This is a genomic window from Streptomyces sp. NBC_00670, from assembly GCF_036226765.1.
Lineage (GTDB): Bacteria > Actinomycetota > Actinomycetes > Streptomycetales > Streptomycetaceae > Streptomyces.
In genome coordinates this window covers 1,756,354-1,781,119 of the sequence record NZ_CP109017.1, presented here as the reverse complement: position 1 = coordinate 1,781,119, position 24,766 = coordinate 1,756,354, and the positions used below count along the sequence as shown (strand labels likewise).

23 protein-coding genes are annotated in these 24,766 nt (G+C 70.6%); 15 read left to right on the top strand and 8 right to left on the bottom strand.

The window, feature by feature from the left end:
- Positions 1-75 precede the first annotated feature (75 nt).
- From gap to pgi, 6 genes are all read left to right on the top strand, one after another.
- The gene (gene gap / locus OIE12_RS07955; RefSeq protein WP_006143449.1) at positions 76-1,086 is read left to right on the top strand and encodes a type I glyceraldehyde-3-phosphate dehydrogenase; all 1,011 of its coding nucleotides are present in this window, start codon (positions 76-78) and stop codon (positions 1,084-1,086) included.
- 164 nt (positions 1,087-1,250) lie between these two features.
- Entirely contained in the window at positions 1,251-2,462 is a 1,212-nt protein-coding gene (locus tag OIE12_RS07950) for a phosphoglycerate kinase (protein WP_329133164.1), read from the top strand.
- A 6-nt stretch (positions 2,463-2,468) separates the two neighbouring features.
- Entirely contained in the window at positions 2,469-3,245 is a 777-nt protein-coding gene (tpiA, locus tag OIE12_RS07945; protein ID WP_329133162.1) for a triose-phosphate isomerase, read from the top strand.
- A gap of 115 nt (positions 3,246-3,360) precedes the next feature.
- Positions 3,361-3,597 (top strand): preprotein translocase subunit SecG, encoded by a 237-nt coding sequence (gene secG, locus OIE12_RS07940; protein ID WP_329133161.1) that lies wholly within the window; start codon positions 3,361-3,363, stop codon positions 3,595-3,597.
- 170 nt (positions 3,598-3,767) lie between these two features.
- On the top strand, positions 3,768-4,103 hold the full coding sequence (locus OIE12_RS07935) for an RNA polymerase-binding protein RbpA (RefSeq protein ID WP_003957010.1): 336 nt from the start codon (positions 3,768-3,770) through the stop codon (positions 4,101-4,103).
- Between the two features lie 173 nt (positions 4,104-4,276).
- Complete coding sequence (gene pgi, locus OIE12_RS07930; protein WP_329133158.1) at positions 4,277-5,929, top strand: glucose-6-phosphate isomerase; 1,653 nt, start codon at positions 4,277-4,279, stop codon at positions 5,927-5,929.
- A 138-nt stretch (positions 5,930-6,067) separates the two neighbouring features.
- On the opposite strand, the gene pgl is transcribed toward pgi, so the two are convergent.
- The 5 genes from pgl to tkt are packed head-to-tail and all read right to left on the bottom strand — an operon-like array spanning position 6,068 to position 12,703.
- On the bottom strand, positions 6,068-6,850 hold the full coding sequence (gene pgl, locus OIE12_RS07925) for a 6-phosphogluconolactonase (RefSeq protein ID WP_329133156.1): 783 nt from the start codon (positions 6,848-6,850) through the stop codon (positions 6,068-6,070).
- Positions 6,847-7,908, bottom strand: coding sequence for a glucose-6-phosphate dehydrogenase assembly protein OpcA (gene opcA / locus OIE12_RS07920; RefSeq protein ID WP_329133154.1), 1,062 nt, complete (start codon positions 7,906-7,908; stop codon positions 6,847-6,849). The genes pgl and opcA overlap by 4 nt, the downstream gene beginning before the upstream one ends.
- Entirely contained in the window at positions 7,905-9,434 is a 1,530-nt protein-coding gene (gene zwf / locus OIE12_RS07915) for a glucose-6-phosphate dehydrogenase (protein ID WP_329133152.1), read from the bottom strand. Before zwf ends, opcA begins: the two co-directional genes overlap by 4 nt.
- A 4-nt stretch (positions 9,435-9,438) precedes the next feature.
- Positions 9,439-10,581: a transaldolase gene (tal, locus tag OIE12_RS07910; protein WP_329133150.1), complete on the bottom strand. Its 1,143-nt coding sequence runs from the start codon at positions 10,579-10,581 to the stop codon at positions 9,439-9,441.
- A 34-nt stretch (positions 10,582-10,615) separates the two neighbouring features.
- A complete protein-coding gene (gene tkt, locus OIE12_RS07905; protein ID WP_329133148.1) occupies positions 10,616-12,703 on the bottom strand; it encodes a transketolase in 2,088 nt (695 codons plus the stop codon).
- Between the two features lie 333 nt (positions 12,704-13,036).
- On the opposite strand from tkt, the gene OIE12_RS07900 reads away from it, so the two are divergent.
- The 3 genes from OIE12_RS07900 (at position 13,037) to OIE12_RS07890 (ending at position 15,695) form a co-directional block, all read left to right on the top strand.
- Complete coding sequence (locus OIE12_RS07900; RefSeq protein ID WP_329141772.1) at positions 13,037-13,990, top strand: heme o synthase; 954 nt, start codon at positions 13,037-13,039, stop codon at positions 13,988-13,990.
- A gap of 93 nt (positions 13,991-14,083) precedes the next feature.
- Positions 14,084-14,455, top strand: coding sequence for a hypothetical protein (locus OIE12_RS07895; protein WP_329133146.1), 372 nt, complete (start codon positions 14,084-14,086; stop codon positions 14,453-14,455).
- A 133-nt stretch (positions 14,456-14,588) separates the two neighbouring features.
- Positions 14,589-15,695 carry an amidohydrolase family protein gene (locus OIE12_RS07890; protein ID WP_329133144.1) on the top strand — a complete coding sequence of 369 codons (1,107 nt, stop codon included), beginning with the start codon at positions 14,589-14,591 and terminating at the stop codon, positions 15,693-15,695.
- A 147-nt stretch (positions 15,696-15,842) separates the two neighbouring features.
- Here OIE12_RS07890 and OIE12_RS07885 read toward each other — a convergent pair whose 3' ends face one another.
- Genes OIE12_RS07885 through OIE12_RS07875 form a run of 3 tightly spaced genes read right to left on the bottom strand, consistent with a single transcriptional unit; the run spans position 15,843 to position 18,606 of the window.
- Positions 15,843-16,847 (bottom strand): COX15/CtaA family protein, encoded by a 1,005-nt coding sequence (locus OIE12_RS07885; RefSeq protein WP_329133142.1) that lies wholly within the window; start codon positions 16,845-16,847, stop codon positions 15,843-15,845.
- A 59-nt stretch (positions 16,848-16,906) separates the two neighbouring features.
- Positions 16,907-17,623 (bottom strand): ABC transporter permease, encoded by a 717-nt coding sequence (locus OIE12_RS07880; protein WP_329141770.1) that lies wholly within the window; start codon positions 17,621-17,623, stop codon positions 16,907-16,909.
- Positions 17,624-17,682: 59 nt separating this feature from the next.
- On the bottom strand, positions 17,683-18,606 hold the full coding sequence (locus OIE12_RS07875) for an ABC transporter ATP-binding protein (protein ID WP_329133140.1): 924 nt from the start codon (positions 18,604-18,606) through the stop codon (positions 17,683-17,685).
- A 368-nt stretch (positions 18,607-18,974) separates the two neighbouring features.
- On the opposite strand from OIE12_RS07875, the gene OIE12_RS07870 reads away from it, so the two are divergent.
- The 6 genes from OIE12_RS07870 (at position 18,975) to OIE12_RS07845 (ending at position 24,761) form a co-directional block, all read left to right on the top strand.
- Entirely contained in the window at positions 18,975-19,697 is a 723-nt protein-coding gene (locus OIE12_RS07870; protein ID WP_329133138.1) for a helix-turn-helix transcriptional regulator, read from the top strand.
- A complete protein-coding gene (sufB, locus tag OIE12_RS07865) occupies positions 19,694-21,115 on the top strand; it encodes a Fe-S cluster assembly protein SufB (RefSeq protein WP_329133136.1) in 1,422 nt (473 codons plus the stop codon). Before OIE12_RS07870 ends, sufB begins: the two co-directional genes overlap by 4 nt.
- Positions 21,116-21,204: 89 nt before the next feature.
- Positions 21,205-22,422 (top strand): Fe-S cluster assembly protein SufD, encoded by a 1,218-nt coding sequence (gene sufD, locus OIE12_RS07860; protein WP_443053776.1) that lies wholly within the window; start codon positions 21,205-21,207, stop codon positions 22,420-22,422.
- A complete protein-coding gene (locus tag OIE12_RS07855; RefSeq protein ID WP_030380594.1) occupies positions 22,419-22,736 on the top strand; it encodes a non-heme iron oxygenase ferredoxin subunit in 318 nt (105 codons plus the stop codon). Before sufD ends, OIE12_RS07855 begins: the two co-directional genes overlap by 4 nt.
- Positions 22,737-22,743: 7 nt before the next feature.
- Positions 22,744-23,508 (top strand): Fe-S cluster assembly ATPase SufC, encoded by a 765-nt coding sequence (gene sufC / locus OIE12_RS07850; RefSeq protein WP_329133134.1) that lies wholly within the window; start codon positions 22,744-22,746, stop codon positions 23,506-23,508.
- Positions 23,505-24,761, top strand: coding sequence for a cysteine desulfurase (locus OIE12_RS07845; protein ID WP_030380592.1), 1,257 nt, complete (start codon positions 23,505-23,507; stop codon positions 24,759-24,761). Before sufC ends, OIE12_RS07845 begins: the two co-directional genes overlap by 4 nt.
- The last annotated feature ends 5 nt before the right edge of the window (positions 24,762-24,766 follow it).

The following is a 24,766-nucleotide window of genomic DNA, read 5'->3' as shown; positions in this document are numbered from 1 at the left end:
GGGTCGTAGGCGGTCGGGGACATCCCATACAGCTCGCCGGCGTCGAACCCGGCGTACCAACGAGGAGATCGGTTCGTGACGATCCGCGTAGGCATCAACGGCTTTGGCCGCATCGGTCGTAACTACTTCCGCGCGCTGCTGGAGCAGGGTGCAGACATCGAGATCGTGGCTGTCAACGACCTGGGTGACACCGCGACCACCGCTCACCTGCTGAAGTACGACACCATCCTGGGCCGCCTCAAGGCCGAGGTGTCGCACACCGAGGACACCATCACCGTCGACGGGAAGACCATCAAGGTCCTCTCCGAGCGCAACCCCGCCGACATCCCGTGGGGCGAGCTGGGCGTCGACATCGTGATCGAGTCGACCGGCATCTTCACCAAGAAGGCGGACGCCGAGAAGCACATCGCCGGCGGCGCCAAGAAGGTCCTCATCTCGGCTCCGGCCAAGGACGAGGACATCACCATCGTGATGGGCGTCAACCAGGACAAGTACGACGCCGCCAACCACCACGTCATCTCCAACGCCTCCTGCACCACCAACTGTGTGGCGCCGATGGCCAAGGTCCTCGACGAGAACTTCGGCATCGTCAAGGGTCTGATGACGACGGTGCACGCGTACACGAACGACCAGCGCATCCTGGACTTCCCGCACAAGGACCTGCGCCGCGCCCGTGCCGCCGCGGAGAACATCATCCCGACCACCACGGGTGCCGCCAAGGCCACCGCCCTGGTCCTGCCGCAGCTCAAGGGCAAGCTCGACGGCATCGCGATGCGCGTCCCGGTCCCCACCGGCTCGGCCACCGACCTGGTCGTGGAGCTCCAGCGCGAGGTCACCAAGGACGAGGTCAACGCCGCGTTCAAGAAGGCCGCCGACGACGGCGACCTCAAGGGCTTCCTGTTCTACACCGAGGACGCGATCGTCTCCTCGGACATCGTGGGCGACCCGGCCTCCTGCACCTTCGACTCCTCCCTGACCATGGTCCAGGAGGGCAAGACGGTGAAGATCCTCGGCTGGTACGACAACGAGTGGGGCTACTCCAACCGCCTCGTCGACCTCACGGTCTTCGTCGGCAACCAGCTCTGATCGACCGGAGCAGACAGCTCGATGCGCAGCAGGGCTCGGACGGCGCAAGGTCGCGCCGTCCGAGCCCTGACGCGCGTCCAGAAACGACCGGCCCTCGCACGGTCACCAGCGATCACGAGCGATCGCGACGATCGGAGCGACCCACAGCACCAGGGAGCCCCTGCATGAAGACGATCGACGAACTCCTCTCGGACGGTGTCGCGGGCAAGCGCGTCTTCGTCCGCGCCGACCTCAACGTGCCGCTGGCCGGCACCACGATCACCGACGACGGCCGCATCCGCGCCGTCCTGCCCACGGTCAAGGCCCTGACCCAGGCAGGCGCCCGCGTGATCGTCGCCTCGCACCTGGGCCGCCCCAAGGGCGCCCCGGACGCCGCCTTCTCCCTCGCCCCGGCCGCCGCCCGCCTCGGCGAACTCCTCGGCACCGACGTCGCCTTCGCGGCGGACACGGTCGGCGAGTCCGCCGAGTCCACCGTCTCCGGCCTCGCCGACGGACAGGTCGCCGTCCTGGAGAACCTGCGCTTCAACGCCGGGGAGACCGCCAAGGACGACGCCGAGCGCGCCGCCTTCGCCGACAAGCTGGCCGGCCTCGCCGACGTCTACGTCGGTGACGGCTTCGGCGCGGTGCACCGGAAGCACGCCTCCGTGTTCGACCTGCCCAAGCGGCTGCCGCACTACGCCGGCTACCTGATCGCCACCGAGGTCGGCGTCCTCAAGAAGCTCACCGAGGACGTCGAGCGCCCCTACGTCGTGGCGCTCGGCGGCTCCAAGGTCTCCGACAAGCTCGCCGTCATCGACCAGCTGCTCGGCAAGGCCGACCGCATCCTCATCGGCGGCGGCATGGCCTTCACCTTCCTCAAGGCCCAGGGCCACGAGGTCGGCGCCTCCCTCCTGCAGGAGGACCAGATCCCGGCCGTGACCGAGTACCTGGAGCGCGCCGAGAAGCAGGGCGTCGAGCTGGTGCTCCCGATCGACGTCGTGGTCTCCCCGGGCTTCCCGGACCTGAAGGCCAAGGCGTCCACCGAGCACTCCGCCGTCGACGCCGACAAGATGCCCGAGGGACAGCTGGGCCTGGACATCGGCCCGAAGACCGGCGCACTGTACGCGAGCAAGCTCGCCGACGCCGCGACCGTCTTCTGGAACGGCCCCATGGGCGTCTTCGAGCACCCCGACTACGCCGAGGGCACCAAGGCGGTCGCCCAGGCTCTCGTCGACTCGGACGGTTTCACCGTCGTCGGCGGCGGAGACTCCGCCGCGGCCGTGCGTACGCTCGGCTTCGACGAGACCGCATTCGGCCACATCTCGACCGGCGGCGGCGCCTCCCTCGAATACCTCGAGGGCAAGACGCTCCCCGGCCTCGCCGCACTGGAGGACTGACCCCGTATGACCACTCGCACGCCGCTGATGGCGGGCAACTGGAAGATGAACCTCAACCACCTCGAGGCCATCGCGCACGTCCAGAAGCTCGTCTTCGCCCTGGCCGACAAGGACTACGACGCCGTCGAGGTCGCCGTCCTGCCCCCCTTCACCGACCTGCGCTCGGTGCAGACCATGGTCGAGGGCGACAACCTCAAGATCAAGTACGGCGCCCAGGACATCTCCGCGCACGACTCCGGCGCCTACACCGGCGAGATCTCCGGCCCGCTGCTCGCCAAGCTGAAGTGCACCTACGTGGCCGTCGGCCACTCCGAGCGCCGGCAGTACCACGCCGAGACCGACGAGATCGTCAACGCCAAGGTGAAGGCGGCCTTCAAGCACGGCCTCACCCCGATCCTGTGCGTCGGCGAGGAGCTCGACGTGCGGGAGGCGGGCAACCACGTCACGCACACGCTCGCTCAGGTCGAGGGCGGTCTCAAGGACGTCCCCGCCGAGCAGGCCGGCACGATCGTCATCGCCTACGAGCCCGTCTGGGCCATCGGCACCGGCAAGGTCTGCGGCGCCGACGACGCCCAGGAGGTCTGCGCCGCGATCCGGGGCAAGCTGGCCGAGCTGTACTCGCAGGAGCTGGCCGACCAGGTGCGCATCCAGTACGGCGGCTCGGTGAAGTCGGGCAACGTCGCCGAGATCATGGCGAAGCCCGACATCGACGGCGCTCTGGTCGGCGGGGCCTCCCTGGACGCCGACGAGTTCGTCAAGATCGTGCGCTTCCGCGACCAGTGAGTACGCCCTAGCGGCGATCCGTCGTACCCTTGCGGGGGCCAGTGGCCACCGTGCGCCGTGCCGCACGGCCACCGGCCCCCGTCGTTCATCCGCATCCGAGGAAGTTGGTCCAGCCGTGGTTCTGGGGTTCTCAATCGCCCTGATCGTGTTCAGCCTGCTGCTGATGCTGCTGGTGCTGATGCACAAGGGGAAGGGCGGCGGTCTCTCCGACATGTTCGGTGGCGGCATGCAGTCGTCCGTCGGCGGCTCCTCGGTCGCCGAGCGCAACCTGGACCGCATCACCGTCGTGGTCGGTCTGCTGTGGTTCGCGTGCATTGTCGTCCTCGGTCTGGTGATGAAGGGCAATCACTAGTCCGGAGCCCACGACCAGCCCTTGGGACGCGGCCTATCATGGGGTTGCGTCCGGGGCCGGGGGTAACTCCCCTCACTGGACGCGCGTTGGGCCTTACGTAGACTGAGGCGCTCGCAGCGAAGCGGAACGCCGACTCGCTTCGCGGCACCATCACGCAGGGAGTTACGACCGTGGCAAGTGGCAACGCGATCCGAGGAAGCCGGGTCGGGGCCGGCCCGATGGGCGAGGCCGAGCGCGGCGAATCCGCGCCGCGTCTGCGCATCTCCTTCTGGTGCTCCAACGGGCACGAGACGCAGCCGAGCTTCGCCAGCGACGCGCAGGTCCCCGACACCTGGGACTGCCCGCGCTGCGGCTTCCCCGCCGGACAGGACCGGGACAACCCGCCGGACCCCCCGCGCACGGAACCGTACAAGACGCACCTCGCCTACGTACGGGAGCGGCGCAGCGACGCGGACGGCGAGGCGATCCTCGCGGAGGCGCTCGCGAAGCTGCGGGGCGAGATCTAGGGCGACGACACGGCCAGACACCTGCGAAGGTGTCTGGCCGCAGTCTTCTCACGAGCCGCACGCCCGTCGGTGACGGCGTCGTGGCCCGTTCGCATGCCCTGATCAATTAGGTTGGGACCGGCAGCGGGGCACAGCACGCACAGGCAAGGCAAGGAAGAAGGCGGAAGTCCGAGATGAACGCAGACAGCCGTACCCGGCCCGACCGCACGCCCGAGTGGTCCGCGCTGGCCGCGCACCGCGAGGAACTGGCCGGCACCCACCTGCGGGAGCTGTTCGAGGCCGACCCCGCGCGCGGTACCGGCTACACCCTCCAGGTCGGCGACCTCTACGTCGACTACTCCAAGCAGCTCGTCACCGACGACACCCTGCGGCTGCTGCGCGAGCTGGCCGCCGCCACCGACGTGTTCGGGCTGCGGGACGCCATGTTCCGCGGCGAGCGCATCAACACCACGGAGAACCGGGCCGTCCTGCACACCGCGCTGCGCGCCCCGCGCGACGCGGTGATCGAGGTCGACGGCGAGAACGTCGTCCCGGCCGTGCACGCCGTCCTCGACAAGATGGCCGACTTCGCCGGGCGGGTCCGCTCGGGGGAGTGGACCGGGCACACCGGTCGGCGCATCCGGAACGTCGTCAACATCGGCATCGGCGGCTCCGACCTGGGCCCGGCGATGGCGTACGAGGCGCTGCGCGCGTTCACCGACCGGGGGCTCACCGTCCGGTTCGTGTCGAACGTCGACGGCGCGGACCTGCACGAGGCCACCCGCGACCTGGACGCCGCCGAGACGCTGTTCATCATCGCCTCCAAGACGTTCACCACCATCGAGACGATCACCAACGCCACCTCCGCCCGCAACTGGCTGCTGGGCGAGCTGAAGGCCGGTCAGGACGCCGTCGCCAAGCACTTCGTGGCGCTGTCGACGAACGCGGAGAAGGTCGCCGACTTCGGCATCGACACCGCCAACATGTTCGAGTTCTGGGACTGGGTCGGCGGGCGGTACTCGTACGACTCGGCGATCGGCCTGTCCTTGATGATCGCGATCGGTCCCGACCGGTTCCGCGAGATGCTGGACGGTTTCCGGCTGGTCGACGAGCACTTCCGTACGGCTCCGGCCGAGTCCAATGTGCCGTTGCTTCTTGGGCTGTTGGGGGTCTGGTACGGCAACTTCCATGGCGCGCAGTCGCACGCGGTGCTGCCCTACTCGCACTATCTCTCGCGGTTCACGGCTTACCTCCAGCAGCTCGACATGGAGTCCAACGGCAAGTCCGTGGACCGGGACGGGCGGCCGGTGGAGTGGGAGACGGGGCCCGTGGTGTGGGGGACGCCCGGCACGAACGGGCAGCACGCCTACTACCAGTTGATCCACCAGGGGACGAAGCTCATCCCCGCCGACTTCATCGGCTTCGCCGAGCCGGTGGCGGAGCTGAGCGAGGAGCTGAAGGCGCAGCACGACCTGCTGATGGCGAACTTCTTCGCGCAGACGCAGGCGTTGGCGTTCGGGAAGACGGCGGAGGAGGTGCGGGGGGAGGGCGTGCCGGAGGAGCAGGTCGCGCCGCGGACGTTCCGGGGCAATCACCCGACGACGACGATCCTCGCGCGGGAGTTGACGCCGTCCGTGCTGGGGCAGCTCATCGCGCTGTACGAACACAAGGTGTTCGTGCAGGGGGCGGTGTGGAACATCGACTCGTTCGACCAGTGGGGGGTCGAGTTGGGGAAGGTGCTGGCGAAGCGGGTGGAGCCGGCACTGACGGAGGGGGCGGAGGTGGCGGGCCTGGACGCGTCCAGCCGCGCGCTGGTCGCCAAGTACCGGGCGCTGCGCGGGCGGTAGGCAGTTTTTCGCCCCCGCCGCCCCTACCCTTCCCGTCCCTTCAAGGGGCTCCGCCCCTTGGACCCCGGCACGGGGCTTCGCCCCGTTTTCGCGCAGTTCCCCGCGCCCCTATATAGGGGCGCGGGGAACTGCCCCTCCCTACGCCGACGCCGGGGGGTACAGGGCGTGGGGGAGCTGGGATGCCGCTGCCGCGTCCAGGAGCCACAGGGTCCTGGCGCGCCCGTACGCGCCCGCCGCCGGCGCCTGGATCTCGCCCGCGCCGGACAGCGCGATCTTCACCGCCCCCGCCTTGTCCTCCCCCGCCGCCAGCAACCACACCTCACGCGCCGCACGGATCGCCGGCAACGTCAGCGACACCCGCACCGGCGGCGGCTTCGGCGCACCATGCACCCCCACCACCGTCCGCGACGTCTCCCGCACCGCCGGCAGCTCCGGGAACAGCGAGGCGACATGCGTGTCGGGCCCGACGCCCAGCATCAGCACGTCGAACGCCGGCACCCCACCGTGGTCACCCGGCCCGGCGGCCCGGGCCAGCTCCGCCGCGTACCCCTCGGCCGCCGCCTCCACGTCCGAGCCGTACGGTCCGTCGGAGGCGGGCATGGCGTGCACCCGCTCCGGATCCAGCGGCACCGCGTCGAGGAGCGCCTCGCGCGCCTGGGTGACGTTGCGCTCGGGGTCGCCCTCGGGCAGGAACCGCTCGTCGCCCCACCACAGGTCCAGGCGCCCCCAGTCGATCGCGTCCCGTGCGGGCGCGGCGGCGAGCGCGGCCAGCAGGCCGTTGCCGTTGCGTCCGCCGGTCAGCACGACGGAGGCGTGGCCTGTGGAGGCCTGGGCGTCGACGATCTTGGTGATCAGCCGAGCGGCGGCGGCCTGGGCCATCAGTTCCTTGTCGCGGTGGACGACGAGCTGGGGCGTACTCACTTGGCGGCCGCCTCCTTCTCCGCGGACTCGGTGGAGTCGGCGGCCCCCTCGGCAGGCGCACCTTCCTCGGAAGGCGCACCCCCCGCGGCCTTCTCCGCCGCCGCCCACGCCGCGTCCGCCGCCCCCGCGTTCCCCGCGTGCAGCCGCTCCACGCCGAACCGCAGCGCGGACGCGTACGTGTCGTCCGGGTCGAGCCGGCGCAGCTCCTCCGCGATCAGCTCGGCGGTGTCACGGCGCTTGAGCGCCACCGCCCGCTCCGGCTGGCCCTCGATGGTGAGGGTGGCCAGCCGGCCGTCGGCGCGGTCCAGGGTGATCGGGCCGCAGTCGGTGGACATCCGGACCGCCGTGAGCCCGGGGCCGCCGGACGAGGAGCGCCGCACCGGCACGGCCAGCCGGTCCGCGAGCCACATGGCCAGCAGCTCGCAGCTCGGGTTGGACTCCTCGCCCTCCACCTCGACCGCCTGCACCTCGCAGGCGACCTGGTCCAGGGCGGCCGCCAGCATGGAGCGCCAGGGCGTGATCCGGGTCCAGGACAGGTCGGTGTCGCCGGGCGTGTAGGCGTCGGCGCGGGCGGTCAGCTCGCGGACCGGCTCCTCGGCGGCGTAGGTGTCGGTGACCCGGCGCTGGGCGAGCGCGCCCAGCGGGTCGCCGGCCGGATCGAGCGGCGCGTTGACCGGCCACCAGACGACGACGGGCGCGTCCGGCAGCAGCAGCGGCAGCACCACGGACTGGGCGTGGTCGGCCACCTCGCCGTACAGCCGCAGCACCACCGTCTCGCCGGTGCCCGCCTCCGCGCCGAGCCGGACCTCCGCGTCCAGCCGGGACGTGGTGCGGTCCCGGGGGGTGCGCGAGACGCGCTTGATGACGACCAGCGTGCGCGAGGGGTGCTCGTGCGCGGCCTCGCCGGCGGCCTTCAGCGCGTCGTAGGCGTTCTCCTCGTCGGTGACGATGACGAGGGTGAGCACCAGTCCGACGGCCGGGGTGCCGATCGCGCGGCGGCCCTGCACCAGCGCCTTGTTGATCTTGCTGGCCGTGGTGTCGGTGAGATCGATCTTCATGGCCGGCGCCAGCTCCGTCCGTCTCGCTCCAGCATCTCGTCGGCCTCGGCGGGGCCCCAGGTGCCCGAGGCGTACTGCGCGGGCGTGCCGTGGGTGTCCCAGTACCGCTCGATCGGGTCGAGGATCTTCCAGGACAGCTCCACCTCCTCCGTGCGCGGGAAGAGGTTGGCGTCGCCGAGCAGGACGTCCAGGATGAGCCGCTCGTAGGCCTCCGGGCTGGACTCGGTGAAGGACTCGCCGTAGGCGAAGTCCATGGACACGTCCCGGATCTCCATCGACGTGCCCGGCACCTTGGAGCCGAAGCGGACCGTGACGCCCTCGTCGGGCTGGACCCGGATGACGATGGCGTTCGAGCCGAGCTCCTCGGTGGCGGTGGTGTCGAACGGGGAGTGCGGGGCCCGCTGGAAGACCACCGCGATCTCGGTGACCCGGCGGCCGAGCCGCTTGCCGGTGCGCAGATAGAACGGCACCCCGGCCCAGCGGCGGTTGTCGATGCCGAGCTTTATCGCCGCGTAGGTGTCGGTCTTGGAGTTGGGGTCGATGCCCTCCTCCTGGAGGTAGCCGACCGCCTTCTCGCCGCCCTGCCAGCCGGCCGCGTACTGCCCGCGCACGGTGTCCAGACCGAGGTCCTTGGGCAGCCGGACGGCGCCGAGCACCTTGGTCTTCTCCGCCGCCAGCGCGTCCGCGCCGAAGGAGGCGGGCTCCTCCATCGCGGTCAGCGCCATCAGCTGCAGCAGATGGTTCTGGATGACGTCACGGGCGGCGCCGATGCCGTCGTAGTACCCGGCCCGGCCGCCGATGCCGATGTCCTCGGCCATCGTGATCTGCACATGGTCCACGAAGGACCGGTTCCAGATCGGTTCGAACATCTGGTTGGCGAAGCGCAGCGCCAGGATGTTCTGGACGGTCTCCTTGCCCAGGTAGTGGTCGATCCGGAACACCTGGTCCGAACCGAACACCTCGTGCACGATCCCGTTGAGCTCCTCGGCGGAGGCGAGGTCGTGCCCGAACGGCTTCTCGATCACCGCGCGGCGCCAGGAGCCGCCCGACTGGTCGGCCAGGCCGTGCTTCTTCAGCTGCTGGATGACGACCGGGAACGACTTCGGCGGCACCGACAGGTAGAAGGCGAAGTTGCCGCCCGTGCCCTGCGCCTTGTCCAGTTCCTCGATCGTGCCGCGCAGCCGCTCGAACGCCTCGTCGTCGTCGAACGTGCCCTGGACGAACCGCATGCCCTGGACGAGCTGCTGCCAGACCTCCTCGCGGAAGGGCGTGCGCGCGTGCTCCTTCACCGCGTCGTGCACGACCTGCGCGAAGTCCTCGTGCTCCCACTCGCGGCGGGCGAAGCCGACCAGGGAGAAGCCCGGCGGCAGCAGGCCGCGGTTGGCCAGATCGTAGACGGCGGGCATCAGCTTCTTGCGCGACAGATCCCCCGTGACGCCGAAAATGACAAGGCCCGACGGCCCCGCGATACGCGGGAGCCGTCGGTCCGCGGCGTCACGGAGCGGGTTGGCTCCGTGTGCGGTCAAGGGGTCAGCCCTCCGAAGGGGCGAGGCGCTTGAGCTCCGCCTCGGTCGACTTGAGCAGGTCGTTCCAGGCGCCCTCGAACTTGTCGACGCCCTCCTTCTCCAGGAGTTCGACGACCTCGTCGTAGGAGATGCCGATCTTCGCGAGCGCGTCGATGTCGGCACGGGCCTGCTCGTAGGTGCCGGACACCGCGTCGCCGCGGATCTCGCCGCTCTCCTCGGTGGCCTGCAGCGTGGCCTCCGGCATGGTGTTCACCGTGTTGGGCGCGACCAGCTCGTCGACGTACAGGGTCTGCTTGTACGCCTTGTCCTTGACGCCGGTGGAGGCCCACAGCGGACGCTGCTTGCGGGCGCCCGCCTTCTCCAGGGCCGCCCAGCGGTCCGAGGGCGGTGTCCCATTGTCGGCGGAGCCGAACACCTCCTCGTACGCCTGGTAGGCGAGCCGGGCGTTGGCCAGGCCGGCCTTGCCGCGCAGCGCCTTGGCCTCGTCGGTGCCCTGCGCGTCGATCCGCTTGTCGATCTCGGTGTCCACGCGGGAGACGAAGAAGGACGCCACGGAACGGATCTGCGACAGGTCCAGGCCGCGCTCCTTGGCCTTCTCCAGACCGGCCAGGTAGGCGTCCATCACCTCGCGGTAGCGCTCCAGCGAGAAGATCAGCGTGACGTTGACGCTGATGCCGAGGCCGAGCGTCTCGGTGATCGCCGGGATGCCCGCCCGGGTGGCCGGGATCTTGATGAGCGTGTTGGGGCGGTCCACCAGCCAGGCCAGCTGCTTGGCCTCGGCGACCGTCGCCTTGGTGTTGTGCGCCAGGCGCGGGTCCACCTCGATGGAGACCCGGCCGTCCTGGCCGTCGGTGGCGTCGAAGACCGGGCGCAGGATGTCGGCGGCGTCCCGGACGTCCGCCGTCGTGATCATGCGGATGGCCTCTTCGACCGTGACCTTGCGGAACGCGAGGTCGGAGAGCTGCTGGTCGTAGCCGTCGCCCTGCGAGATCGCCTTCTGGAAGATCGACGGGTTGGTGGTGACGCCCACGACGTGCTGCTGGTCGATCAGCTCGGCGAGGTTGCCGGACGTGATCCGCTTGCGCGACAGGTCGTCCAGCCAGATCGCCACGCCTTCCTCGGAGAGGCGCTTGAGTGCGTCTGTCATGGAAAATGCATCTCCTACGTGTCGTATATGAGCGTCAGCGCCGGACGGCGGCGAGGGATTCCCGGGCCTGGTCGGCCACGTTCTCGGCGGTGAAGCCGAACTCGCGGAAGAGCACCTTGCCGTCCGCGGACGCGCCGAAGTGCTCCAGCGAAACGATGCGGCCGGCGTCCCCGACGTACTTGTGCCAGGTCAGTCCGATCCCCGCCTCGACGGCGACCCGCGCCTTCACGGACGGGGGCAGCACCGAGTCCCGGTACCCCTGGTCCTGCTCCTCGAACCACTCCACCGACGGCATGGACACCACCCGGGTCGGAACACCTTCCGACTGAAGCCGTTCCCGCGCCTCCACCGCGACATGCACCTCGGAGCCGGTCGCGATGAGGATGACCTCCGCGTCGCCGCCCTCGGCCTCGAACAGGACGTAGCCGCCCTTCACGGTGTCCTCGTTGGCCTCGTACGTCGGCACGCCCTGCCGGGTCAGCGCCAGACCGTGCGGGGCGCCCTTGCCGAACTCCTTCGTCCAGCGGCGCAGGATCTCCCGCCAGGCGATCGCCGTCTCGTTGGCGTCGGCCGGGCGGACCACGTTCAGGCCCGGGATGGCGCGCAGCGAGGCCAGGTGCTCGACCGGCTGGTGGGTGGGGCCGTCCTCGCCCAGACCGATGGAGTCGTGCGTCCACACGTACGTCACCGGCAGGTGCATCAGCGCCGAGAGGCGCACGGCGTTGCGCATGTAGTCGGAGAACACGAGGAACGTGCCGCCGTAGACGCGCGTGTTGCCGTGCAGCGTGATGCCGTTCATCTCCGCGGCCATGGAGTGCTCGCGGATGCCGAAGTGGATCGTGCGGCCGTACGGGTCGGCCTCCGGCAGGTGGTTGCCCTTGGGGAGGAAGGAGCTGGTCTTGTCGATCGTGGTGTTGTTCGAACCCGCGAGGTCGGCGGAGCCGCCCCACAGCTCCGGGATCACCGCGCCGAGCGCCTGGAGCACCTTGCCGGAGGCGGCACGCGTGGCGACACCCGTACCCGGCTCGAACACCGGCAGCTTGGCCTCCCAGCCGGCCGGCAGCTCGCCCTTGGCGATCCGGTCGTAGTCGGCGGCCCGCTCCGGGTTGGCGCCGCGCCAGGACTGGTAGCCCTTGTCCCACTCGGCCTTGGCCTCGGTGCCCCGGTCGAGCGCCTTGCGGGTGTGCGCGAGGACCTCGTCGGCGACCTCGAAGCTCTTCTCCGGGTCGAAGCCCAGGACGCGCTTGGTGGCCGCGACCTCGTCCGCGCCGAGCGCCGAGCCGTGCGCGGCCTCGGTGTTCTGGGCGTGCGGGGCCGGCCAGGCGATGATCGAGCGCATCGCGATGAAGGACGGCCGGTCGGTGACGGCCCTGGCCCGCTGGATCGCCGCGTAGAGCGCCTGCGGGTCCAGGTCGCCGTTCTCCTTCGGCTCCACCCGCTGCACGTGCCAGCCGTAGGCCTCGTACCGCTTGGCGGTGTCCTCGGAGACGGCGGTCTCCGTGTCGCCCTCGATCGAGATGTGGTTGTCGTCCCACAGCAGGATCAGATTGCCCAGCTTCTGGTGCCCGGCCAGCGAGGACGCCTCGGCGGAGATGCCCTCCTGGAGGCAGCCGTCACCGGCGACGCAGTAGATGAAGTGGTCGAAGGGGGAGTCGCCCTGGGCGGCCTCCGGGTCGAACAGACCGCGCTCGTAGCGGGCGGCCATCGCCATGCCGACGGCGTTGGCGACACCCTGGCCCAGCGGGCCGGTCGTGGTCTCCACGCCCACCGTGTGGCCGTACTCCGGGTGACCGGGGGTCCTGGAGCCCCAGGTACGGAAGGACTGCAGGTCCTCCAGCTCCAGGCCGAAGCCGGCGAGGTAGAGCTGGATGTAGAGGGTCAGGGACGAGTGGCCGGCGGACAGCACGAAACGGTCGCGGCCCACCCAGTCGGCGTCCGCCGGGTCGTGGCGCATCACCTTCTGGAAGAGGGTGTAGGCGGCCGGTGCCAGGCTCATCGCCGTACCCGGATGGCCGTTTCCGACCTTCTGTACGGCATCGGCGGCCAGGACACGGGCGGTGTCCACGGCCCGCTGGTCCAGTTCGGTCCACTCGAGGTCTGTGGTGGTCGGCTTGGTGCTCACCCTGGGTCAGGGCTCCTCTCCACATGTCGAATGCCGGTCACGCGGCGCGTACCGGCCGTGATGAGCCTACCCCTGGAGGTAGTGCGTTCTTTCGACTCGTCCCGGATGCCGGACCTGTCCCCGGCACCCCTGCCGGCCGGGTCCCGCCCGGCCGCGGACCCCTCAATACGCGGCCCGTCACCCGAGTGCTCAATGAGGAGGTCGGGCGGGGTGCCCCACACGGCCACCCCCGCGAAGAGCGAAGGAGGGGCAACGTCTAAAGTGGCGTGGTACGCGCGAGTCCTTTACCCGCCATTGGTGCGGGTATGGCTCGCTTTGATGTCCATGTCAGGGGTGTGCGTGACGGCCGTCGAATCCCGACCAGCGGGAGTACTGGGGGCGGGCAGCAACCGCGGCCGGCGGCCGTTCGGGGCCCGTGTGAAGGCGTTCGTGGCGCTGACCAAGCCGCGGATCATCGAGCTGCTCCTGATCACCACCGTTCCGGTGATGTTCCTCGCCCAGCAGGGCGTGCCGGACCTCAAGCTGGTCCTGCTCACCTGCCTCGGCGGTTACCTCTCCGCGGGCGGCGCCAACGCGCTCAACATGTACATCGACCGCGACATCGACGCGCTCATGGAGCGCACCTCGCAGCGTCCGCTGGTCACCGGCATGGTCAGCCCCCGGGAGTGCCTCGCGTTCGGCATCGGCCTCGCGGTCGTCTCGACGCTGCTGTTCGGCCTCACCGTCAACTGGCTCTCCGCCTGGCTGGCGCTCGGCGCGCTCCTCTTCTACGTCGTCGTCTACACGATGATCCTCAAGCGGCGCACCTCGCAGAACATCGTGTGGGGCGGCATCGCGGGCTGCATGCCGGTGCTGATCGGCTGGTCCTCGGTCACCAACTCGGTCTCCTACGCGCCGATCATCCTCTTCCTGGTGATGTTCTTCTGGACGCCGCCGCACTACTGGCCGCTCTCCATGAAGGTCAAGGACGACTATGCGCGCGTGGGCGTGCCCATGCTCCCGGTGATCGCCTCCAACAAGGTGGTCGCCCGGCAGATCGTCCTCTACAGCTGGGTGATGGTCGGCGCCTCCCTGCTGCTCACCCCGCTCGGCTACACCGGCTGGTTCTACTTCGCGGTCGCGCTGGCCGCCGGCGGCATGTGGCTGTGGGAGGCACACGCGCTGATGAACCGCGCGAAGGCGGAGGTGACGGGCGCGAAGCTGAAGGAGATGCGCCTGTTCCACTGGAGCATCACCTATGTGTCGATCGTCTTCGTGGCGGTCGCGGTGGACCCCTTCCTGCGGTAGGCATTCGCCCTCCGGCCTCGACGGGCGGGCGCGTGGGCAAGACCACGCGCCCGCCCGTCGCCGTTCTTCCTACCCGCCGGTAGCATCCTGGCCATGGCAGACGACACGGCAGACGACACCCAGCAGGACGGCAGCTCCGCCGACGCCCGGCGTGCCGCCCGGGACGCCCGCAGGGCGACCCGGCTGGCCAAGGAGATCCGCTCCTTCGCCAAGGCGCACGGCGGTGCCGAGGGGCAGATCGCGTACCTCGGACAGCGCGGCGCGCGCATCGTCCTCGTGGGCGCGGACGGCGGCTGGGGCGACCTGGTGGCACCGACCCACGCGATCGCGGAGCGGGCGGTGGCGGCGGCGGACCTCACGATGCACGAGGCGTTCGACGGCGAGTTCGCCGGCCGGGTGCGCACCGGACCCTACGAGTGGTCGCGCATGGCCGGGATCCAGGTGGGCGGCCCGGGCAACGGCTGACGCGGGCGGGTGGCGCCCCGTAACGGCTGATGCGGGCGGGCGGCCCCGTAACGGCCGGTGCCGGGCGCACCCGTCGGGGCCCTTCGGGCGTTAGGCCTTCCGAGAGGAACGGTCCAGCCGCGGGGGAGCCCGAATGATCGACACGCCGTCACTGGTGGACCAGTACTGCCACGGCGTCCTCCGCACCGAGCTGGGCCTCGGCACGTTCGAGGCCCAGCTCGCCCGTACCGAGGGCCCGCCCGCCGCCGGCACCACCCTCTTCGACACCCAGACGGGCTTCGCCGTACGCCGCTGGTGCCCGCCCCTGCTCGGCCTGGAGCCGCACTGCCCGCCGGCCCGCTATCTCGCCCGGCGGCGCGAACTGGGCGCCCTGGAGGCCGGGCGGCGGCTGTTGCGGGGCAGCGGCATCACCACGTACCTCGTCGACACCGGGCCGCCCGGTGATCTCACCGGGCCCGGCGAGATGGCGCTCGCCGGGGACGCCGAGGCGCACGAGATCGTACGGCTCGAACCGCTCGCGGAGCAGGTCGCCGACACCTCCGGGACGGTGGAGTCCTTCCTCGCCAATCTCGCCGGGGCCGTCCACTCCGCGGCCGTGCACGCGGTGGCGTTCACGTCGGTCGCGGGGCTGCGGCACGGGGCGGTGCTCGCGCCGGAGCCGCCGGGGCCGGGGGAGGTGCGCGGGGCCGCCGCGCGGTGGCTGAGCCGGCGCGGGGCGGGGGACGCGCCGACCGATCCCGTGCTGTTGCGGCATCTGCTGTGGGTGGCGGTGGCCGCGGGACGGCCGTTGCAACTGCATGCGGGGCTGGGCGGGGTGGGGACGGCCGCGCGGGGCGTGGATCCCGGGGTGCTCGCGGAGTTCGCGCGGGCGACGGCGGGGTGCGGTACGGACCTGGTGCTGCTGCACGGCTATCCCTACCACCGGCAGGCGGCCCAGCTCGCGGGGGTGTTCCCGCACGTGTACGCCGACCTGGGGGCGGCGCTCGTCCGGACGGGGGCGCGGGCGGCGGAGGTCCTCGCGGAGGCGCTGGAGCTGGCCCCGTTCGGGAAGCTGCTGTTCTCCAGCGGGGGGAGGGGGTTGCCGGAGCTGCATGTGGTGGGGGCGCGGTTGTTCCGGGAGGCGCTCGGGAGGGTACTGGGGGCGTGGGTGGGGGAGGGGGCGTGGGCGCGGGCGGATGCGGAGCGGGTGGCGGGGTTGATCGCGGCGGGCAACGCGGGGCGACTGTACGGCGTGGGGTGACCGGAGGGGTTTCGCCCCCGCCGCCCCTACCCTTCCCACCCTTTCAAGGGGCTCCGCCCCTTGGACCCCGGCACGGGGCTTCGCCCCGTTTCGCGCAGTTCCCCGCGCCCCTATCAGGGGCGGCGGGGGCGAGGGAAACGGGTCGGGTTACGCGCTGGTGAGCGTCGGGGCCGGGTCGGCCGGCAGGCCGGAAGCGACCGCCGGGCGTTCGCGGAGCGACAGGTGGACGCGCAGTACGCCCACCCACATCACCGCGGAGCCCAGCATGTGCGCCCCCACCAGCGCCTCCGGCAGATTCGTGAAGTACTGCACGTAACCGATCACACCCTGCGCCAGCAGAATGACGAACAGCTCCCGGGTCCGCGCCAGCGGCCCCCTCGGCGCGTCGACCGCCTTCAGCACGAACCACAACGCGAACGTCAGCGTCACCACGATCCACGCCAGCACCGCGTGCAGCTTGCTCACCGTCTCCCAGTCCAGCGGCATCCGCTCCACCTCGCTGGAGTCCCCCGCGTGCGGCCCCGCCCCGGTCACCACCGTGCCCACCGCGAGCAGTACCACGGACGCGACGACCAGGAACCACACCAGCTGCCGCACCGCGGCGCCGACCAGCGGCCGCGGCTCACCGTCGCCCTCCCGGGTGCGTTGCCACATCACGGTGGCCACCCCGATGAGCGCCGAGGTCAGCAGGAAGTGCGCCGCGACCGTGTACGGGTTGAGCCCGACCAGCACCACGATGCCGCCGAGCACCGCGTTGCCCATGACGATCCAGAACTGCGCCCACCCCAGCCGCGTCACGCTCCGCCGCCACGGCTTCTCGGCCCGCGCCGTGATGATCGCCCAGCCGACCGCCGCGCACAGCACGTACGTCAGCATCCGGTTGCCGAACTCGATCACCCCGTGGAAGCCCATCGCACTGGTGGTGGTGAGCGAGTCGCCGGTGCACTTGGGCCAGGTCGGGCAGCCGAGCCCGGAGCCGGTGAGCCGTACCGCGCCACCGGTGACGACCAGGACGACCGCCATGGCGAGCGCGAGGAAGGCCGCCCACTGGACGGTCCGCGGTGTCGGCGTCCAGCGTGCGGCGATGAAGGCGAGCGGGTTGCGCACGGCCTGTACGGCCTCGGCGCGGGTCAGCTTGGGCACGGGCACCATCGTAGGCGGCTGCTTGTGCACGGTTTCACGAGGGGCGCCCTCCACAGGTGTGCCTCCGCTCACTCCCAGCGGAAGAACCGCCCCGCCGCCGCGAGCCCCACGACCGCCCAGACGGCCAGGATCCCGAGGTCGCCCCACGGCATCCCGGTGCCGTCGCGCAGCACGTCCCGCAGCCCGTCCGAGAGCGCGGAGATGGGCAGCAGCCCCAGGACGTCCTGGGCGGCGCCCGGGAACTTGTCCAGCGGCACGATCACGCCGCCGCCGACCAGCAGCAGCAGGAAGACCAGGTTGGCGGCGGCCAGTGTGGCCTCCGCCTTCAGCGTGCCCGCCATCAGCAGGCCGAGCCCGGAGAACGCGGCGGTGCCGAGCACCAGCAGGAGCAGCACCGCGCCCGGGTTGCCGTGCGGGGACCAGCCGAGCGCGAAGGCGATCGCGGTCAGCAGGGCCACCTGGAGCGCCTCGGTCACCAGCACGGACAGCGTCTTGGCGGTCATCAGGGCCCAGCGGGGCAGCGGGGAGGTGGCGAGCCGCTTCAGGACGCCGTAGCGCCGTTCGAAGCCGGTGGCGATCGCCTGCCCGGTGAACGCCGTCGACATCACGGCGAGCGCCAGGATGCCGGGGGCCAGGAAGTCGACGGCCTTGCCCGCGCCCGTGTCGACGATGTCGACGGAAGCGAAGAGGACGAGCAGCAGTGTGGGGATGACGGCGGTCAGCAGCAGCTGTTCGCCGTTGCGCAGCAGCATCTTCGTCTCGAGCACGGCCTGCGCCCCGATCATGCGCGGCAGCGGGGCCGCGCCGGGCTTGGGGGCGTAGGTGCCGGTACCGGTGGCGGTGGTCACGAGCGCAGCTCCTTGCCGGTGAGCTCCAGGAAGACGTCTTCGAGGGTGTGCCGTTCGACCGAGATGCGGTCCGGCATCACCCCGGCTTGCGCGCACCAGGAGGTGACGGTGGCCAGCAGCTGGGGATCGATCTTGCCGGCGACCCGGTACGAGCCCGGCGTCAGCTCCGCGGCCGTGCAGTCGGCGGGCAGCGCCTTGAGCAGCGAGCCCACGTCGAGGCCGGGGCGGCCGGTGAAGCGCAGGGTGTTCTCGGCGCCGCCGCGGCACAGCTCCTCGGGAGAGCCCTGGGCGATGACCCGGCCGCCGTCGATGATGGCCACGTCGTCGGAGAGCTGCTCGGCCTCGTCCATGTGGTGCGTGGTGAGGATGACGGAGACGCCGTCGGCGCGCAGGTCCCGGACGAGGTCCCAGGTGGCGCGGCGGGCCTGCGGGTCCAGGCCGGCGGTGGGCTCGTCGAGGAAGACCAGCTCCGGGCGGCCGACGACGGCCATGGCGAGCGCGAGGCGCTGCTGCTGGCCGCCGGAGAGCCGGCGGTAGCTCGTACGGCCGCACGAGTCGAGGCCGAGCCGCTCGATCAGCGCGTCGACGTCCAGCGGGTGGGCGTGCAGCTTCGCCACGTGGCGCAGCATCTCCTCGGCGCGGGCGCCGGAGTAGACGCCGCCGGACTGGAGCATCACGCCGATGCGGGGGCGCAGGGCGGCGCCCTCGCGCACGGGGTCGAGGCCGAGCACGCGGACGGTTCCGGAGTCCGGTCTGCGGTAGCCCTCGCAGGTCTCCACGGTGGTGGTCTTGCCCGCACCGTTGGGGCCGAGCACGGCGGTGACGCCGGGGCGGGCCACGAGGTCGAGACCGTCGACGGCGGTCTTGGCGCCGTACCGCTTCACCAGGGCGCGCACGTGGACGACCGGGTCGCTTCGCATGCCCCGAGTCTAGGTTCGCCTGGGGTGCGCTCCGCGCGGGGGTGGGGGCAGGGGGTGACGCATGGCTTCCGGGCGCCTTCCGGGTCGGGGGGTGCTGTGGTTCGGCGGGTGCGGGGCGCGTTGTGGCTTGTCGCGCCCACGCGGCGGAGCCGCGGATCGACAGAGTCCCGCGCCCCTAAAAGAGCAGGTGGCACCCCCCGCTTGTAGGGGCGCGGGGAACTGCGTGGACGGCCCCCACCGGCCCGCACCCCACGCGCCCCCGAACCGTTTCCGCAGGTCAGCTTAGGTATGCCTAAGTGATCCAGCCCACCACCCGCCCGGCGGACCCTCGCTTGCCGGGGCCCGGCGAATTACGCAACAATGGCGTTGTGAAAAACGTCGGCGAGGCTCCGCAGGAGGAACTCGCGACCGGTGAGCGGTCCACCCGCAACCGTGTCGCGCGCTCCGTCCTGGACCACGGCCCCTCGACCGTCGCCGAGCTCGCCGGCCGCCTCGGCCTCACCCAGGCCGCCGTACGCCGGCATTTGGACGCGCTGCTCGCGGACAACGTCGTGGAGGCCCGTGAGCGCCGGGTCTACGGCGCCCGCACCCGCGGCCGTCCCGCCAAGGTGTTCGCGCTGACCGACTGCGGCCGGGACGCCTTCGACCAGTCCTACGACCAGCTCGCCGCGGACGCGCTCCGCTTCATCCGGGAGCGCTTCGGCGGCGACGAGGCGGTCGTCGCCTTCGCCCGCGCCCGGATCGCCGAGCAGGCCGCCGCCTACCGTGCGGCGATCGACGCCGCCGACCCCGAGGAGCGCACCGAGGCCCTGGCCAGGGCGCTGAGCGCGGACGGGTACGCTGCCACGGCACGCAGCGCGCCCCTCCCGCACCACGGCGAGCAGCTCTGCCAGCACCACTGCCCGGTCGCCCACGTCGCGGAACAGTTCCCGCAGCTCTGCGAGGCGGAAACAGAAGTGTTCTCCCAACTGTTGGGTACACACGTGCAGCGACTGGCGACCATCGCGCACGGCGACGGCGTCTGCACGACGTTCATCCCCAAGATTTCCCACGAAGCATCTGCACGCACGGCCGGGAGGAACCCCGCATGACTCTCCCCACGGAGACTGCCCACCCCGAACTCGAGGGCCTGGGCAAGTACGAATACGGCTGGGCCGACTCCGACACGGCCGGTGCCTCCGCCAAGCGCGGCATCAACGAGGACGTCGTCCGCGACATCTCGGGCAAGAAGTCCGAGCCGGAGTGGATGACGAAGCTGCGGCTGAAGGGCCTGCGGCTCTTCGAGAAGAAGCCGATGCCGAACTGGGGCTCGGACCTGTCGGGGATCGACTTCGACAACATCAAGTACTTCGTGCGCTCCACGGAGAAGCAGGCGGAGTCCTGGGAGGACCTGCCCGAGGACATCAAGAACACCTACGACAAGCTCGGCATCCCGGAGGCGGAGAAGCAGCGCCTGGTCGCCGGTGTCGCCGCGCAGTACGAGTCGGAGGTCGTCTACCACCAGATCCGCGAGGACCTGGAGGAGCAGGGCGTCATCTTCCTGGACACCGACACCGCCCTGAAGGAGCACCCCGAGCTCTTCAAGGAGTACTTCGGCACGGTCATCCCGGCCGGTGACAACAAGTTCGCCGCGCTGAACACGGCCGTGTGGTCCGGCGGCTCCTTCATCTACGTGCCGAAGGGCGTGCACGTCGAGATCCCGCTCCAGGCCTACTTCCGCATCAACACGGAGAACATGGGCCAGTTCGAGCGGACCCTGATCATCGTCGACGAGGGTGCCTACGTGCACTACGTCGAGGGCTGCACGGCGCCGATCTACAAGTCGGACTCGCTGCACTCCGCGGTCGTCGAGATCATCGTCAAGAAGAACGCCCGCTGCCGCTACACGACCATCCAGAACTGGTCGAACAACGTCTACAACCTGGTCACCAAGCGTGCCGTCGCCTACGAGGGTGCCACCATGGAGTGGATCGACGGCAACATCGGCTCCAAGGTGACGATGAAGTACCCCGCCGTCTACCTGATGGGCGAGCACGCCAAGGGCGAGACGCTCTCCATCGCCTTCGCGGGCGAGGGCCAGCACCAGGACGCGGGCGCCAAGATGGTCCACATGGCGCCGAACACGTCGTCCAACATCGTCTCGAAGTCCGTGGCCCGCGGCGGCGGCCGCACCTCCTACCGCGGCCTCATCGAGATCGGCGAGGGCGCCCCCGGCGCCAAGTCGAACGTGCTCTGCGACGCCCTGCTCGTCGACACCATCTCCCGCTCGGACACGTACCCGTACGTCGACGTCCGCGAGGACGACGTGTCCATGGGCCACGAGGCGACCGTCTCCAAGGTCTCCGAGGACCAGCTCTTCTACCTGATGAGCCGCGGTCTGAGCGAGGACGAGGCGATGGCGATGATCGTGCGCGGCTTCGTCGAGCCGATCGCCAAGGAACTGCCGATGGAGTACGCGCTGGAGCTCAACCGGCTGATCGAGCTGCAGATGGAGGGCGCGGTCGGCTGACCCGCCGCCCCCGCGCACAGCCGACGGCCCGCCCGCCCGGGCGGGCCGCGGAACACCACAACACGCAGGAAGAGAGCACGACGACAGCCATGGCCGAGGCCCACACCTCCCCCACCCTCGAATCGACTCGGGCGGGGGGACCCCCATCGGTGGGATCCACCACCGCCGGCTCGATCGCGGTGGCCGCCGAGTCGACCGTCGCCACGCGCATGAGCGCGCCGCCGTCCTTCGACGTGGCGGACTTCCCGGTTCCGCACGGCCGTGAGGAGGAGTGGCGCTTCACCCCCCTCGAACGCCTGCGCGGGCTGCACGACGGCACCGCCGTCGCCGACGGCTCGATGAAGGCCGAGATCTCCGCCCCCGACGGCGTGAGTGTCGAGTCCGTCGCCCGGGACGACGCCCGGCTCGGCCGGACCGGCGCCCCCGTGGACCGGGTCGCGGCCCAGGCCTACTCCGCCTTCGAGAAGGCGACGATCGTCACCGTGCCCAAGGAGACCGCGCTCACCGAGCCGATCCGCCTGGCCCTGCACGGCGAGGGCGGCGTGACCTACGGGCACACCGTCTTCGAGCTCGGCGCCTTCGCCGAGGCCACCGTCGTCATCGACCACACCGGCGACACCGTGCGCGCGGCCAACGTCGAGTACGTCCTCGGGGACGGCGCCAAGCTCACCGTCGTCACCGTCATGGACTGGGACGACACCGCCGTCCACGCCTCCCAGCAGAGCGCCCTCGTCGGCCGGGACGCCACCTTCCGGCACATCGTCGTCACCTTCGGCGGCGACCTGGTGCGCATCCACCCGCGCGTCTCCTACGCCGGCACCGGCGGCGAGGCCGAGCTGATCGGCCTCTACTTCACCGACAAGGGCCAGCACCACGAGCACCGCCTCCTGGTCGACCACAACACCCCCCACTGCACGTCCAACGTCGTCTACAAGGGCGCCCTCCAGGGCGACTCCGCGCACGCCGTGTGGATCGGTGACGTGCTCATCGAGGCCAAGGCCGAGGGCACCGACACCTACGAGATGAACCGGAACCTGGTCCTCACCGACGGCGCCCGCGTCGACTCGGTGCCGAACCTGGAGATCGAGACCGGCGAGATCGTCGGCGCCGGCCACGCCTCCGCCACCGGCCGCTTCGACGACGAGCAGCTCTTCTACCTGATGGCCCGCGGCATCCCCGAGATCGACGCCCGCCGCCTGGTCGTGCGCGGCTTCTTCGCCGAGCTCGTGCAGCGGATCGGTGTCGCCGACATCGAGGAGCGCCTGCTCGCCAAGATCGAGGAGGAGCTGGAGGCGTCGGTCGCATGACCTTCGTACGCGCCTGCGGGCTGAGCGAGCTGGAGGAGGACACCCCCAAGCGGGTGGAACTCGACGGCACGCCCGTCTCCCTCGTGCACACCGAGGGCGAGGTGTTCGCCATTCACGACATCTGCTCGCACGCCAACGTCTCCCTCTCCGAGGGGGAGGTCGACGACTGCCACATCGAGTGCTGGCTGCACGGCTCGCGCTTCGACCTCCGTTCCGGAAAGCCCGACAGCCCCCCGGCGACGCGTCCCGTCCCCGTATACCCCGTAAAGATCGAAGGGGACGACGTGCTCGTCTCCCTCACCCAGGAGTCCTGAGGCACCCATGGCAACGCTTGAAATCCGAGACCTGCACGTCACCGTCGAGGCCGACAACGCCACGAAGGAGATCCTCAAGGGCGTCGACCTCACCGTGAAGCAGGGCGAGACGCACGCCATCATGGGCCCCAACGGCTCCGGCAAGTCGACCCTCGCCTACTCGCTGGCGGGTCACCCCAAGTACACGATCACCGGCGGCACCGTCACCCTCGACGGCGAGGACGTCCTGGAGATGTCCGTCGACGAGCGCGCCCGCGCCGGCCTCTTCCTCGCCATGCAGTACCCGGTCGAGGTCCCTGGCGTGTCGGTGAGCAACTTCCTGCGCACCTCCGCCACCGCCGTCCGCGGCGAGGCCCCCAAGCTGCGCACCTGGGTCAAGGAGGTCAAGGAGGCCATGGAGCGCCTCCACATGGACTCCTCCTTCGCCGAGCGCAACGTCAACGAGGGCTTCTCCGGCGGTGAGAAGAAGCGCCACGAGATCCTCCAGCTCGAACTGCTCAAGCCGAAGGTCGCCATCCTCGACGAGACCGACTCCGGTCTCGACGTCGACGCCCTGCGCATCGTCTCCGAGGGCGTCAACCGCGTCCGCGAGACCGGCGAGGTCGGCACGCTGCTGATCACGCACTACACGCGCATCCTGCGCTACATCAAGCCCGACTACGTCCACGTCTTCTCCGCGGGCCGCATCGTCGAGTCCGGCGGCGCCGAGCTCGCCGACAAGCTCGAGGAAGAGGGCTACGAGGCATACACGAAGGGCGGCGCATCCGAGTGACACAGCTGCCGGGCCTCCTCGACACCGAGGCGATCCGCAAGGACTTCCCGATCCTGGACCGCCAGGTCCACGACGGGCGCAGGCTCGTCTATCTCGACAACGCGGCGACCTCGCAGACCCCGCGCCAGGTGATCGACGTCCTGGACGAGTACTACGAGCAGCACAACGCCAACGTCCACCGGGGCGTGCACGTGCTCGCCGAGGAGGCCACGGCGCTGTACGAGGGCGCGCGCGACAAGGTCGCCGCGTTCATCAACGCTCCGAGCCGCGACGAGGTGATCTTCACCAAGAACGCCTCCGAGTCGCTCAACCTCGTGGCCAACATGCTCGGCTGGGCCGACGAGCCGTACCGGGTCGACCACGACACCGAGATCGTCATCACGGAGATGGAGCACCACTCCAACATCGTGCCCTGGCAGCTGCTCGCACAGCGCACGGGCGCGAAGCTGAAGTGGTTCGGGCTGACCGACGACGGCCGGCTCGACCTCTCCCGCATCGACGAGATCATCACCGAGAAGACGAAGATCGTCTCCTTCGTGCTGGTCTCCAACATCCTCGGCACCCTCAACCCGGTCGAGGCGATAGTCCGCCGCGCCCAGGAGGTCGGCGCGCTGGTCTGCGTCGACGCCTCCCAGGCCGCGCCGCACATGCCCGTGGACGTACAGGCCCTCCAGGCCGACTTCGTGGCCTTCACCGGTCACAAGATGTGCGGCCCGACCGGCATCGGCGTGCTGTGGGGCCGCCAGGAACTCCTGGAGGACCTGCCCCCGTTCCTCGGCGGCGGCGAGATGATCGAGACGGTGTCGATGCACTCCTCGACCTACGCCCCGGCCCCGCACAAGTTCGAGGCGGGCACCCCGCCGATCGCCCAGGCGGTCGGTCTCGGCGCGGCGATCGACTACCTGAACTCGATCGGCATGGACAAGGTCCTCGCGCACGAGCACGCGCTCACCGAGTACGCGGTCAAGCGGCTGCTCGAGGTCCCCGACCTGCGGCTCATCGGCCCCACCACGGCCGAGGACCGCGGCGCCGCGATCTCGTTCACCCTGGGTGACATCCACCCGCACGACGTGGGCCAGGTCCTCGACGAGCAGGGCATCGCGGTACGGGTCGGCCACCACTGCGCCCGCCCCGTCTGCCTGCGGTACGGAATTCCCGCGACCACGCGAGCGTCGTTCTATCTGTACTCCACACCGGGCGAGGTCGACGCGCTGATCGACGGTCTGGAGCACGTACGGAACTTCTTCGGATGAAGGGC

Coding starts and splice junctions, on each gene's coding strand:
- OIE12_RS07950 (WP_329133164.1), top strand. CDS start 1,251: ATGAAGACGATCGACGAACTCCTCTCGGACGGTGTCGCGGGCAAGCGC.
- tpiA (WP_329133162.1), top strand. CDS start 2,469: ATGACCACTCGCACGCCGCTGATGGCGGGCAACTGGAAGATGAACCTC.
- pgi (WP_329133158.1), top strand. CDS start 4,277: ATGAACGCAGACAGCCGTACCCGGCCCGACCGCACGCCCGAGTGGTCC.
- opcA (WP_329133154.1), bottom strand. CDS start 7,908: ATGAAGATCGATCTCACCGACACCACGGCCAGCAAGATCAACAAGGCG.
- tal (WP_329133150.1), bottom strand. CDS start 10,581: ATGACAGACGCACTCAAGCGCCTCTCCGAGGAAGGCGTGGCGATCTGG.
- OIE12_RS07895 (WP_329133146.1), top strand. CDS start 14,084: ATGGCAGACGACACGGCAGACGACACCCAGCAGGACGGCAGCTCCGCC.
- OIE12_RS07890 (WP_329133144.1), top strand. CDS start 14,589: ATGATCGACACGCCGTCACTGGTGGACCAGTACTGCCACGGCGTCCTC.
- OIE12_RS07885 (WP_329133142.1), bottom strand. CDS start 16,847: ATGGTGCCCGTGCCCAAGCTGACCCGCGCCGAGGCCGTACAGGCCGTG.
- OIE12_RS07880 (WP_329141770.1), bottom strand. CDS start 17,623: ATGATCGGGGCGCAGGCCGTGCTCGAGACGAAGATGCTGCTGCGCAAC.
- OIE12_RS07875 (WP_329133140.1), bottom strand. CDS start 18,606: ATGCGAAGCGACCCGGTCGTCCACGTGCGCGCCCTGGTGAAGCGGTAC.
- sufB (WP_329133136.1), top strand. CDS start 19,694: ATGACTCTCCCCACGGAGACTGCCCACCCCGAACTCGAGGGCCTGGGC.
- sufD (WP_443053776.1), top strand. CDS start 21,205: ATGGCCGAGGCCCACACCTCCCCCACCCTCGAATCGACTCGGGCGGGG.
- OIE12_RS07855 (WP_030380594.1), top strand. CDS start 22,419: ATGACCTTCGTACGCGCCTGCGGGCTGAGCGAGCTGGAGGAGGACACC.
- sufC (WP_329133134.1), top strand. CDS start 22,744: ATGGCAACGCTTGAAATCCGAGACCTGCACGTCACCGTCGAGGCCGAC.